The following is a 13,123-nucleotide window of genomic DNA, read 5'->3' on the forward strand; positions in this document are numbered from 1 at the left end:
ATCTATATCCCGCGAATATTTATGCCACCTCATGAGCAGGAAGATGACGTCCGTACGACCCCCTACCAGGAGGCCGGAAAACTGGCGGGGATAACCCGATTAGTTGATGCATTTTACATGAATATGGATACACTGCCGGAAGCCGAAACCATCAGAAACATGCACCCGCCTGACCTCTCAGAGTCGCGCAAAAAATTGACCTATTTCCTGTGTGGCTGGCTTGGAGGCCCCAAGCTCTTTCAACAACACTATGGCCCAATCAGCATTCCGGGGTTCCACAAACAGTTCGCGATTGGATATGCAGAGCGTGATGCGTGGCTCTACTGTATGCAACGAGCGCTCGCCGTCCAGCCATACAACGACCAATTTAAGGATTACCTCTTGGCCGCCCTCAGTATACCGGCAGAACGAGTCAGAGAAGTCAACGCGGGAGAGTATTAGGAGGGGACGCACCTTCTTGAGCCTCCGATGTTCACGTTGAGATACAGAGCTGGATCTTTCCAGATACAGAGCTCGGATCTGCATCAAGATGTGAACCCCATATTCTCTTTCAAAATCACCGCGATGAACAGACAGCTCTAGCTCCACAGACACAATCTTCTCGTGGCATCCTCCTTGCTGTTGTAGCGAGAGAGTCGAAGCAAGGTCCCGGACAGAGCGTCCTCGATCAGGTTTAAGCGAGTCCTCCAGAATCACTAACACAGCGTAGGCCTACGAGTGAGGTATAGGTTGCAAGCAGTGTGGTGTTGTAAGCTGGGAATCGTAAATAGATCATTTCGGGGTAGTCGCGCTACGGCATACTAGGGAGACGACGTCACCGTGATCTTCTCATCCAATTCTTCCCACCGGGGGCAAACCCCTCCGATTCATGCAGAACAGAATTCGATGGGATGTGAGGCCTGGATAGACGTAAGCCGGTTTTATGCCAGAGACACGCCCTTGTACCAGACCACCGGCGATGCCAAGCACTCTGGAGCCCCCTCACGTTCAACTGCTTCTCATGGTTCTCTGACAAAGTCGTTCGCTCTCCTGCGTAAACGGCTTCGTCGCAATTCCTCCGAGAACCAAGACTAAACCTCAGATCGAGAACCTCTTTTTCTGCATTCATCAGTCCACGGCTCTGGTTGACGAACCCACCGCAATGTCGCCTTTGACTGAACCGAAACAACCGCTCTCCATATCTCCTCGCAGTTCCACACCTTGCACAGAGGTAACTTGACAATGTTTCGTGAAGTGCCGATAGTGCCGAAGGTTTTGTTCCACCGTCGATGATACTCTGTTGAGAACTCAACTCTCAGAATGCAACTTCGCTCTATATTTCAGCATTCAACGTAGAGTTCGCCACGAGAAGGACGGCTCAGCTATAGACAATGTGTTGGCACGATAACACCCTGACCGGCTGATCAGAAAGGAGTTGCGATGAAGACACCACCCAGCAGAGAACAAATCGGCGAACGGGATGTGATGACCGCCATCCAATCCTTGCAGGTCGCATCATTCAACTCACGATTCATCCGGACCGGCTGCAACGCTGCCGATCCAAAATGGAAATTGCCCAACGGCCAATCAATTCCAAAATATGTTCGCAATCAAATGAATGGGTTTCGAAAAGATGTGCTTCCCGTTCGTGGTCAACGCTTACACGGGGGTGTCTTCCACAAAGTCAATTCCTCGACGATACTGACGATCGCACATCACAATTTATTCAAGCCGGTTATCCCAACCGCGCGGGATTTATTCCATATTTACGGGCCTGACCGTAACAACACCAAGGATTGGACACGGTATTATCGTTACGCCTGGAAGCAACCAGGACCGCACGCAATTATTTATTCGAAGGATTCGCAAATCATCCAGGAGGGAAAACTTTCGTGCAACTCTTATTCGTACTCCGGCCAGAGCTCTTACGCCATTGTCGGCGCCGGCCTGTTCTTCCTGCCTGAATTTGGCGATGCGCAAGTCAGCATCCGGCCCTATGTGCAATGGCTGACAAGCGCCAGCTTTACGGGCACCGAGAGCGCACCAGCCTCGGCTACCGCTTATCTTGGCATTTATGTCGAGAGTTGGGCGCGAAGCGGCGGTATGCACTATGTCGATCGTGACCACTGGATTCCGGTCTGGTCACAGAACACGCAGAGCTATGTGACAAACCTGACGGCGGGAGGTGCTGCCACTGTCGGCGACGGGTTAGCCACCAACATTCTCGCTGTCAGTCAGCGAAAATACGCGATTTTCGTGTATGCATATCTCGAGACGAGTGCGGGACCTCAGCAGCAAAAGAATGAACAGCGTTTTGTTACGATTGATATCGACGCCACTGTTCCCTATGTTGTGGTGGAAGAAACGCCGTAGCGAGCCGGCTCCAAGTGTCTCTTGATCTCATCTTGGCGCTGAGGGTGCCACCGACGTTTCTTGGCGCATTGTCCGAGACGTGTGCTGGGAAAGGCGCATGAGACTACCGCGCGCTGGATTTACGAAACACCACGGTTATTGATAATGCTGGGCTTGGGTCAGAAAGAGGCCGGCGTACAGTCCTTGCCGTCGCATCAGTTCATCGTGAGTCCCTTGTTCCACGATTTGCCCCTCATCGACAACAAAGATCCGATCCGCCATTTTCACTGTGGACAGCCGGTGACTGATCAAAATGGCAATGCGACCTTGGGCCAGCTCGTGAAACCGCTCGAACAGCTCTGCCTCTGCTTTGGCGTCCATCGCACTGGTGGGTTCGTCGAGGACGAGAATTGGCGAGTCTCGCAGTAACGCTCTAGCCAGCGCCACTTTCTGCCATTCCCCGATGCTCAGTTCAGACCCACCATCAAACAGCTTACCGAGCAATGCGTCATATCCCTGCGGCAAGCGTTCGATGACCTCATGGACCCCGGCTTGCTTGGCCGCGTGGATGACGGCAGAATCGTCAACTTCGGAAGATCTCACGCCCATGACGATGTTCTCTTTTGCCGATAGCTGAAACTTCACAAAATCCTGGAAAATACCGCTGACCATACCTCGAACATCAGTGACGGAGTAGTCCCTTAGATCCGTCCCATCGATTGTGATGTGCCCGCCCGATGGATCGTACAGACGACACAACAGCTTCACCAATGTCGTCTTTCCGGCACCGTTAGCTCCGACAAACGCCACATGCTCGCCGGGACCGATTGAAAAAGTGAAGTCTCGGATCGCCACACGTTCTTCATGCGGATATTGGAATGACACATGATCGAACACAATGCCCTGCGTGATTGGGTGAGGGAGCGGTTTGGGATGTGTTGCCTTCGGCAAACGAGACTGAATACTCAAGAACTCATCCAATGTGGCGAGAAACAAATTGCTCTCATAGAGGTTTGCCACACTCTGCCCAAATCCCTCCAGAAACCCGGATGCCCGTTGCACGGCCTGAAAACAAATGACCAGGTCACCCATAGTGAGCAGCCCATGGAATGTTCGGACTGCTACAAAGCTGCAGATTCCGAATACACCGGCTACACCAATAATCTGCGCGACAAGAGTTTTAACCGCCCAACGTTGCTCTAGGGCAATGAATTCCCGGCGTAGCACCGATCGGGCCTCTTGGAACCATTCTCGCAACCTAGGCCCAAGGTCAAACAGCCGGATTTCCTTTGCTGCCGTAGCCTGCGTCAACAGCGTGTTGACGTACCAGGCCCTACGCTCGAGCGGGATGCGTTCACGCTCCCAAGCATAAAGCAGGTTGGATTGCTGCACCCTCAATAAGAGGTAGGGAATCGCCGTCAGTATTAAGATCGGAATTATCCCCCAATGCAGCCACCACAGTATGACTACCATTGAGAGCAATGAGATGGTGTTTTGCCCCAATTGAAGCAAGGCGTTGAGAATGGCAATCGGTCGATAGGGAGCCTCTTGTTGTGCATGATGCAACGTATCTTGATACTGAGCATTTTCATAGTATTCAAGATCGACCTCGATCGACTTTGCCTGAAGGAGTCCGTACATGTGATCGGTAACGGTTTGAGCTTGTATCTTGGAAATCAGACCTGCGGCCACATTCAGCATGGCACTAGCCCCCGCAACGCCTGCTAACCCCGCAAGGATCATGATGATGCGAGTCAAGGAAGATTCGTCCGAAGGAGTCTTCAGCCCTTCGGTCACAGCATCGATCAACAGTTTCGTGAGATACAGCATCGCCAGCGGGAAAAGTCCCTGGATGACGCGCAGCACGATGCTGCTGATAGCTAACGTTGGACTGCTCTGCCATACAAATGAGAGCGCGCGGCGGACCGTGATTAGAAAAGGAGCTATGCGATTCATCATGATACTCATGGGCAACGGAACCGCGGAGCAAAAGTCTTCAAGACTTCATGTTCTGACTTGTGGACCGTGACTGGCAGCCACCCGGCTCACGCCCGATACTGAATCGGAAGGATACGAAAAAGTTACGGTGAAGTATCGCCACTGCTTTCCCGGCTCGTAGAATGCCTCGGAACCCAATGTGAGCCATGCATGGCCGTCAAGATTCGACGCTTCTTTCCTGACTCCACAGTGAAAACGAACCGGGTATCCCCGTTGCCGAGCAAGTCGATAGAGCGCCAATGCCCGCGGAAAGCAGTTTCCCCTTTCGTTATAGGGAAACAGTTGGAGCCAACGATCCACATAGTAGATGAGCCTCCTCATTGCAGCATCGTCAGACCTTACGGCCCGTGAGCACAAACTTAAACGCTCCAGCACCAGCGGCAGACTGTTGAATCGCAACAAGAGACGAACCCATCCTACGATCAGACCTACTCGAAGCACAGTCCAGTACTTTTTAACGAGCAGGCTCATAAATGATGCAATCTAACCACCGTGTGCGACCCAACGATTGATCGCTCCGCGAATTGCAGGTGAAAGAAGCCGCTTGATCGTTCGATGAAGGGGAACGATCAAGCGAGAGAGACAAGAAAGGGCAGTGCCCCAGCGAACCCACCGAGGAGGAGTTGCCGCCACAGGGCTATGAACACGACACAGGAGTAACCCAAATCGCCAGCGCTCCCACCATGAATCTTTTAAGGAGAAATAGAGTGCCGCCGCCTGTTCTTCCCAGACTCCATCATACCCATCCGACAGTAAAGAGGCGGGCATTCGGTGGGCAAGTGCTTGTACATCTGTATCAGTCTTGAGCCTCGCAAGGACTCCCTCAGGCAGTGGCGCATCTAACATTAGACGTGCAAGCGACAACCCCATATAAACCAGGCGTCGGCAGCGCCAGTCCGACGCAACCCGCACAATCCGCTCCCAGTCGAGACCGGGCTGGGCACGAAGGAGTTCGGCCACGTCACAGACCCATTTGAGATGTTCCCAGGCATGCTTCGACCCATGAACACACAGCACAATCAGTAGATCTTCCGGTGCCAATCCTAAGACCGTACGGTTCTCGAACACCACAGAGATCCGCCGCTCCCAGCATTCCGGGCGATCCAATCGAAAGACGAAGTGTTGATGGACCATCTGCCACTGTAGATCCACACGATACAGCGTCCGAGGCTTCACGAACACATGATGCGGCCCGTCATCATGATGCGGATCACCCAACTCGGCCTCAGCCCTTCTTCGTTCATAGCCAAGTATCGATAGGATAGCCTGTGCCTCCTTGATTGAGCCTTCAGGAACAAGGAGATCAAGGTCGGTAAAATCGCGAAGAGCCACATCGCCGTATGCCAACGCCGCAAGCGTGGCTCCCTTGATCGGAATCACGGGGACTCCGCGCGCGTTGAATGTTTCACATAGGGTGATGAGTTCTTGGGCGAGTGCCCTATTCAGTAGTGCTCCGACCTGGGTTTTGTGTCGCAACCGGCTTAATGATTCGGCAGGCACGAGGTTGGACGCGACTGTGGACAGATTCCTATACAATAACGGTATCACGCCATGATATTCGGCCATCTCACCGAGGACCGCCCAGTCCAGCGGTTCTTGCACTCTTTGCCTGATACGTGTCTTGAGATCATCGGTCAAAACCGTACGGGCACACCAGACCAAGAGTTCGGATTCTGATGACAGGGGAAACCGTCGGTCAATGGGCCGTTCCATCATCATCTGGCCTGCTCAAGAAGTGGGGTGATTAGTTTCGGGAGGTCGAGGATATCTCGTCCAAAATGCAACCGGTAACAATCCACCTGCTGAACGAGTTTCGCCAAAACCCGGAATTCTCTCCTCGCGACCTCAGAATCATAGACCAACAAGGCCTGGGGAAGGAGCAGTTCCATTGCGCGGCTCTTGGGAATGAGCTCCACGTGGCTCTGAGTGGAATCGACGACATGGGGGAACAGCATGATGGCCGGATGACAACACTCACCAACCGAGGTCTGGTAAAGTTCCTCCGCGTAAAACCCTCGCTTGGGAAAACCAGGGCGCAGTATGTGATCAGGGGCATTTCTCAGCTCTGGGAAAAACTCGATTGTTTCTTCGGTCACGTTGATCTTGATTGGAAAAGGCAGAATATCGACATGTGTGCCGGCGTCTCTGATCAACGGATGATCGTCGGAAATATAGCGATAGCCTGATCGCAGCAGCGAGATAAATGAAGTCGTCTTACCGCGTCCGCTATTCCCTGGAATCAAGACCGCCCGGCCGTATTTCTCCAGCGCAGTTGCATGAACCGTATAGAGCCCCTCGTATCGCAGGAGTTCGATCAAGGCGAGGTGAAACAAGTATTCAATCAGACCTTCGTGAATAGTCTCGGGATTGATCAAGTAGCCATCGGCTTTCTGTTGCTTGGCATCAATCACCAGCACTCCAACATCGGAAAAGTCCACTATTAGGCGTCCGTCATCATGAAATACCTGGTACGGCAACCCTGTCGGTCGTTTATCTCCGAGCTCTTCGCCGGTTCCTGAATATAGTCGACGCGCCAACGGCGACATGATCAGAGGAATATGAGCTCGGTTCTTAGCAGCCTGGAACCACAGAGTCAGCGGAACGGATTCTTCGAGGGAGTTTCGCCGAAAGTGTCTCAGCAATTCATTCACTGGCGCAGCAAGGAAGGGACACGTCGTGACATAGCGCACCGACCTTCCATAGAGAGAGAATAGATACTCGGTCATGGGCTGATTGACTACACAACTCGTCATGTTTCTCCTCAGGTCGAAATCTGTACTCACTTGCTCGACAAGGGCTGAAAGGTAGACTGGCTGTTTCTCGCGAAACAGCCAGCTCCCGGCCCATCAAACTTTAGTGACGGCCACCCCGATGCCCAAAATTTCCAAAATTTCCCCAATTACCCCAATTCCCATACTTATGTCCATTGCCATAGCCAGAACGGGTTGCGGTGATATCCCGCAATAGTTCATGCTTGACAAGAATTGGTTGGGCATATGACTCTTTCTGTTGTGCCTTCATGCTGTTTCACCTCCTTTCCTGTTGAAGTAGCCCTTCCCCGATCATCTGGCTGACCAGGGTGACGAGATCGTCAAGGGCTCGTTCTGGAGCGACATCAAAACGGTCACAAAGGACCGCATGAATGTCGCCGATTGTGTTGTCGCCAGTACAATGCTCCCAAATGACGCTGCCTAACCGGTTTAACGTGTAGTACCGGCCGGTACTCAGATCCAACAGCACTGTCTCCCCGTCCATGTTCGTACTCTGCACATCGCTGCCGGGTCGGAGAATGATTCGATCAAGCATCTCCTGACTGACGAGGTGATCGGGCACGATAGGAAGTGCGGGCGCCTGTGAGACATCTGACATGGTGACTCCCTCCTTAGTCCGCTGTACCTACGACGATCTCGTCGATGTCAGAATATGACATTCGGTCTGGACGGAAACGGCTGATCTCCTCCGCGTTGGATTCAAAAATACCTCATTTTTGATGATCCAAATATGCTGCTTTTGGAGGGGCAGTAAGGTCCGCACACCGCACACTTTTGAACGTTCTAAGCATTCAAGATGGCTTCGTCAGGTGGGTAGGGCTAGTAAACTGTTTTGCTGAAGAAGCGGAAATGCCCGTGCAAGCGGCCATCGCTACAATGAGAAAGTGACGCGAGCCAAGTCGACAACCGGTTCGGCAGAAAGGGGAGTTCCCTGGGAAGGATGGATTCAGCTTCAAACACCCAGCCCAAACTTTTAATGAGAAGTTGCTGGTGGATGGACTCTCTTAGGCAAGGTCAGCAGGCAATCAGCCTCACAACCAGGCTTGCTGACTTTTCCCTTGCGAACGGAGCAGATTGATCGCAACATTGCCCGACGGGGAGACAAGGAGATCTACAAATCGGTGACTGTGGTGATGGCCTCCATCGCGAACCACAAATGACGGATCCTAGCCAGCCCAGTTCCAACAGCGTGCACCAACAAGAACAATTCGATCATGACAATCGGAAGAGCATCCTAAACAATCCCAAGTATGTTGCGGTCAGCTTGGTCACTCTCCTCGCAGTCGTCCTGATGACGGTTTCTCTGATCCTGCTGATGAGGAACACAACGCATCCTGCTGATGAGCGTGCGTGGGTGAAGGTGCAGGGGGCGACCATTGTCGGCCCTCTCGTCCAACATAACGTCCCACAAGCAACAGTGTTCTTTAACAATACCGGCTCCTCCCCTGCACTGAAGACCAAGATTCGTCTGGTGATGACGGTCTGGCCTTCGAACAAGCTTCCTGACTGGGAGATGCCGTTGAAGTTGGCAACTGATAGTGAAAGCATCGGTGAAATTGATCCGGGCTCTATCGTGTCTCGAACTGTTTCCTTGCTGGCTCCACTGACCGACGAACAGGGTATGTATCTAGAGCGCAAAGACTGGTTCATTGTGACGCTGGGCGTCGTCTCATACATGGATACATTTGGCAACCGTCATGAAACCAAGCTGTGCCTGATCTGGCGAGATAGCTCCATCGAGGGTCTGAGTCCCTGCGAGAAATGGAACAACGCCGATTAATGCAGGAGTTTCTCGACGAATGCATTGAATCTTGTGTGACGAAACGATGGGCGGCGACCGACCGAAACACGGCACCCGACGTTTTCTACCATTGAGGGAATTGTGACTACCGTGGAGGTATCGAAGCGTTCCTCGCTGAATACCACCTATTCAGCGAGACCTGACCTAACCAGAAACGACCGACCACACGATTACAGAGTTACCGTTCCGGATTTCGTGCTGCCGTCACAGCCGATGCAAACCTCAGGAGGATCGCACGCTCGTCGTCGTCCAAGGCCAGCAGAAGATGCGCTTCATCCCCGTGCATGAGGCGCAAACTCAAAAAAGGCTCTTCCCGGCGTTTTTCCTTGTTGTCCCACATCGCATCGATCAGCTGCACTTTATCCAATTGCCCGACTGACACAACATCGTAGCGGAAGTAGGTATCCCCAATAACGATGTCGAACAAGACATTGCCGGCCGTCAACAGCACCAGATTGAACCGACCTTGATCTTCGTACCCTTCCGGCAGAAATCTATTGACATGGCAGAGCGCAACTTTGCGGTCGCCCAACGCTTTGCGAAATTTCTCCCTCAGTGCGTCATAGTCGATCTGCAGAGCTTTTTCATCAGGTCCGGTTGCCGCTACAGCCGCCGCTTCTGCTTTGTTAAAGATCTCATCGGCGGACATCATTCCTGACATAACATTCTCCCCTTCTTGTCGTTGGAGTAGATTTGACCAATGCCCTTGGGAGCCGTACGGTACCCGGCCATCTGTAGCAATTGCAAGAGGGCTGGACGGTCGCAGACCTACGGCCGAGCCTCCACGACGTGAAAAAATCGCTTCACGGCTGCCTCGTCCACCACCGTCACTTCGAACGCGTTCTTTGTAACACGGATCACGCCGAAGTTCTGATATCCCGATTCGTTGATCAAGCGCCTCGGATGCAGCGTCTCGCTGGCCGCAGTGAGCCTTCCAGGCCTGGCCGAGAGAGGTCCAACCATATACTCGTGAAAATCAATGATACCGTTCTGATCAGGATCATAGGCGTTGGCCTGAACCCAATGCACATCCCCCGCAAGGAACACTACGTTCTTGATCTTGTGTTCGAGAATTGCGTCGACAATCACCTGCCGTTCGCGCGCAAAGCCGGTGCCGTTCGGTTCACCTCCCCATCCATCGTTGCCCACACCACCTTTGACGATCGACAGCGGAACAGAGGTCACGATGACTTTCCAAGTTGCTGTGGACGCGCGGAATCCGTCGAGCAGCCATCGCAATTGCGTAGTCCCGAGCATGGTTTTAGTAGAACTGTCTTGATCCTCATTCCGGCTCCGATACTGCCGCGTGTCCAGAATGAAGAGCTCAAGATCCGCTCCGTAGCGAATGCTCCGATACATCCGATTGGGATCATCTTCGGGAGAAGCGATCGGCCAGTATTCCCTGAGCGCCTGCCGGCCGGCCGGCATTTGCTCATCAAACGGGCCTGAAAAATTGTCGCGAACCTCATGGTCATCCCAGACCACATAAACAGGCACCGTCCTCAAAAATCGCTGGAGCGCCGCGGCGCCGCGTTGATAGCGATGGCGCACTCGATAGGTCTGCAGCGTCGTAGCTTTGAAGTCGGCTCCAGGCTCGTTTGGGGGCGAGGGGCAAGGACTATCGCCATAGACTGTATCACCGAGGAACAAAAAGAAGTCGATCTCCTGTCGCTGGATGACGTCAAAGATAGGATAGCCGCCTGCTCCTTGGCGGCATCGTCCTTGGCCACCAAGGTCTCCGCTCCAGGCAAACGTCACAGGTGCGGAGGTTTTCTCATCCGGCAGAGTGAGAAATTCTCCCTTTGCTGCAAGCTTCCCCGCCAGCTGCTTTCCGGTCTGGTCGGCGGAACTGTTCAGAATATGATAACGATAGCGCGTCGAAGGGCTGAGACCATCAAGAGGGATGGTCAACGTGTAATCCGCCTCCGCGGTCGTCGTCACGTATGCCGTTCTCGATGCGGGGGCCGCTACCGACGCCAGTTTCGAAGCCCGTTCCCACATGGAGACTGGTGCCCACTCAACCTGAACCGATGCCGGCCCATCAGTACGCAGCCAGAGCAACGCCCCGTGTGAGCTGACATCACCAACAGCCAGACCTTGGGGCAAGAGATCCGATGCTAGGAAGGATTTCTCCTCAAATGAGCTACTCGACCGAATCGTCTCCCTGGAAAAGGCAGCACAGCCGACGGACAGAGCGACAAGGGCAAAAAAACAACCCGACAGCAAGAACCTGTGCATCGGGCAGTCGTACCCTATGCTGATGAAGAAGGTCAAGCAGGAGACCAGCATTGGGCTTGAAAATCCACGGATCCGAACGGCATACTGGGCAGAGTCGAACGAGGATCATGTGCAAGACATAAACTGTTGTGTGCCAGACTGCCTAGCGAAACCCTATGCCCCGGCCGGCACTCGATCCGTCTGCAAAGACCATTTCCTCAACTTTCTCACGTGGCGACGCCGCCGCGGGCCTCAGATGTTCCACACCTATGCAGGCATGGCAATGGAAGAACGAGACACCATTGCCACCGAATGGATGAAGACCATCCGCATGGACGAAGTACCCATCGCTGCTCCAAAGCTTTGACCATCATGGTCCTGGGCTACAGCGATAGGCCGTACTGATAGAATCTGTCCCGCTGCCACCCTAATGCTTCATAGAGCCGTTGCGCTGAAATACTTGTGATGGCTGTCGCCAGTTCCACACGAACCGCTCCAGCAGCACGAGCAGTATCGACAGCTGATTTGAGCAACAAAGTCCCGATGCCTCTTCGCCGTACATGAGATGCAACGAACATGTCGCTGAGCAGATACATCCGGGCTGCGAGGATCGATGAAAAGGTCGGGTAGAGCTGGACAAAGCCGACCGCACTCCCAGCGATGTCCTCGGCTATGAGGACTACCGATTCATCGCGAACAAGACGATTACTCAAAAATTCGTGGGCGAGCATGATATCCGACTGCTGCCCGTAGAACTGACGGTAGGCGTCAAATAGCGGAACGAGTTGGTCAAGTTCGTGAAGAGTGCATCGGCGAATTGTATGGGTCACGAGCACGTTGCGATAGAATCGTCGCCTCGTTTTGCGACACCGACCTGTTTCTTTCTCTCCCTTTTTCTTCAGCGGGCGGCCAAGTGGTTTCCTAACTGCGCGCATCCAACGAGGGCCTTCTGAGGCCGCGCGTTGGGCGAGCACAGGAAACGACTAGGCTGCCCGCATTCCCTCTCACCCCATCACGGGCGACCCGTGATGATGGATCATCAGCCACTCATCGCCGATGAGCTCGTAGAGGTTCGTGGCTAGCACTTTGGCTTGTTGCGGTTCGTCAGACTGTTGCGTTGTGAGATTCTCGACACAGATAACCCACGCCATATCGCCTGCCACTTGGACCATGACATCGGTGAGTTCAAACTTCATCGAAAAGGTATTGTTGAAGATCAGCACCCAGGAATCACGCACGGCGGGCCACCCGGAACGAATGGTCCAGCCTGGGTGAATACAGGTGACGTATTCTTGATGCGCCCAAATCTCGTCCATCATCGCAATGTCGAGACTCTCAAAGGCTTCGTAGAATTTCTGGTTGGCTTTTGTGACGTCTTCGATGCGCTGTTTCAACACAGAATGCCTCTCAGTCAGCGGAGTCGTATCATACTGCAACCAGGTGGAGCACGGCGAGGACATTTCTCACAGGCAGCCATGCGACTGCGACCGGAAAAATGATGAACAATGCGAACCGCATCGGCAGACGTAGCAACAGTGCGGGGTGTGCGCTGCCGTCTGGCCAAATCGGTACTGATGGACTGACAGAAATTTCCATGGGAAAGCAGCACTGCCGTAACCACCTCGGTTGTCAAGGCAGGGGATACGGAAGGTTAGGCTAGGTTGGGTGGATCAGATTCAGACTTTCAGGCTTGGTACTGCTTTACTTATGGTCCGGCCATCGCTCAGGTCGCCTCTCTCAACCGATATGGCATGGCTCAGGCAAAATGGCTCCGGCATCGCCCGTCAAGTCGTACGAAAGATATCCCATGGATAGATCGGATTATAGACATGAAATCCGTGCGGTGACCGCCGGACTTGTTCATCGGACCATCCAATCGTTAAAAACCCTTCTTCGCCATCGTTCCCACAATTTCACTGATCCGGCTCAATGGAGTTCTCTTCCTCAATTCCCAAACAGGTGTCACAGGCGCCGCATAGGAAGAAACGACATCTATGTTCGATTG

At 53.3% G+C, this 13,123-nt stretch carries 13 protein-coding genes; 4 read left to right on the top strand and 9 right to left on the bottom strand.

The genetic code is table 11. The features are described from left to right. The first annotated feature begins 21 nt into the window (after positions 1-21). Positions 22-441, top strand: coding sequence for a group II truncated hemoglobin (locus H8K04_13570; protein UVT14860.1), 420 nt, complete (start codon positions 22-24; stop codon positions 439-441). 978 nt (positions 442-1,419) lie between these two features. Further along, complete coding sequence (locus H8K04_13575) at positions 1,420-2,352, top strand: hypothetical protein (GenBank protein UVT14861.1); 933 nt, start codon at positions 1,420-1,422, stop codon at positions 2,350-2,352. Positions 2,353-2,487: 135 nt separating this feature from the next. On the opposite strand, the gene H8K04_13580 is transcribed toward H8K04_13575, so the two are convergent. The 5 genes from H8K04_13580 to H8K04_13600 all read right to left on the bottom strand — a co-directional run bounded on the left by H8K04_13580 (position 2,488) and on the right by H8K04_13600 (position 7,698). Beyond that, positions 2,488-4,299, bottom strand: a complete 1,812-nt coding sequence (locus H8K04_13580; GenBank protein ID UVT14862.1) for an ABC transporter ATP-binding protein — start codon at positions 4,297-4,299, stop codon at positions 2,488-2,490. A gap of 36 nt (positions 4,300-4,335) precedes the next feature. Next, entirely contained in the window at positions 4,336-4,800 is a 465-nt protein-coding gene (locus H8K04_13585) for a lasso peptide biosynthesis B2 protein (protein ID UVT14863.1), read from the bottom strand. Between the two features lie 12 nt (positions 4,801-4,812). Next, positions 4,813-6,048 (bottom strand): nucleotidyltransferase family protein, encoded by a 1,236-nt coding sequence (locus H8K04_13590; GenBank protein ID UVT14864.1) that lies wholly within the window; start codon positions 6,046-6,048, stop codon positions 4,813-4,815. Next, positions 6,045-7,082, bottom strand: coding sequence for a hypothetical protein (locus H8K04_13595; GenBank protein UVT14865.1), 1,038 nt, complete (start codon positions 7,080-7,082; stop codon positions 6,045-6,047). The genes H8K04_13590 and H8K04_13595 overlap by 4 nt, the downstream gene beginning before the upstream one ends. 274 nt (positions 7,083-7,356) lie before the next feature. After that, on the bottom strand, positions 7,357-7,698 hold the full coding sequence (locus H8K04_13600) for a PqqD family protein (GenBank protein ID UVT14866.1): 342 nt from the start codon (positions 7,696-7,698) through the stop codon (positions 7,357-7,359). Between the two features lie 693 nt (positions 7,699-8,391). Between H8K04_13600 and H8K04_13605 the strand changes: the two genes are divergently transcribed. Continuing rightward, on the top strand, positions 8,392-8,880 hold the full coding sequence (locus tag H8K04_13605) for a hypothetical protein (protein ID UVT14867.1): 489 nt from the start codon (positions 8,392-8,394) through the stop codon (positions 8,878-8,880). A 199-nt stretch (positions 8,881-9,079) separates the two neighbouring features. Here H8K04_13605 and H8K04_13610 read toward each other — a convergent pair whose 3' ends face one another. Both H8K04_13610 and H8K04_13615 read right to left on the bottom strand, forming a co-directional pair. Continuing rightward, a complete protein-coding gene (locus tag H8K04_13610) occupies positions 9,080-9,562 on the bottom strand; it encodes a hypothetical protein (protein ID UVT14868.1) in 483 nt (160 codons plus the stop codon). Positions 9,563-9,669: 107 nt separating this feature from the next. Next, positions 9,670-11,139, bottom strand: a complete 1,470-nt coding sequence (locus H8K04_13615) for an alkaline phosphatase D family protein (protein UVT14869.1) — start codon at positions 11,137-11,139, stop codon at positions 9,670-9,672. Positions 11,140-11,155: 16 nt separating this feature from the next. On the opposite strand from H8K04_13615, the gene H8K04_13620 reads away from it, so the two are divergent. Further along, positions 11,156-11,485 carry a hypothetical protein gene (locus tag H8K04_13620; GenBank protein ID UVT14870.1) on the top strand — a complete coding sequence of 110 codons (330 nt, stop codon included), beginning with the start codon at positions 11,156-11,158 and terminating at the stop codon, positions 11,483-11,485. A gap of 16 nt (positions 11,486-11,501) precedes the next feature. Here the strand turns inward: H8K04_13620 and H8K04_13625 are convergent, their stop codons facing one another. Together H8K04_13625 and H8K04_13630 are read right to left on the bottom strand one after the other, a co-directional pair. Then, a complete protein-coding gene (locus tag H8K04_13625; GenBank protein UVT17980.1) occupies positions 11,502-11,948 on the bottom strand; it encodes a GNAT family N-acetyltransferase in 447 nt (148 codons plus the stop codon). A 174-nt stretch (positions 11,949-12,122) separates the two neighbouring features. Continuing rightward, positions 12,123-12,515, bottom strand: coding sequence for a nuclear transport factor 2 family protein (locus tag H8K04_13630; GenBank protein UVT14871.1), 393 nt, complete (start codon positions 12,513-12,515; stop codon positions 12,123-12,125). Between the last annotated feature and the right edge of the window lie 608 nt (positions 12,516-13,123).

Source organism: Nitrospira sp., assembly GCA_024760525.1.
Taxonomy (GTDB): domain Bacteria; phylum Nitrospirota; class Nitrospiria; order Nitrospirales; family Nitrospiraceae; genus Nitrospira_D.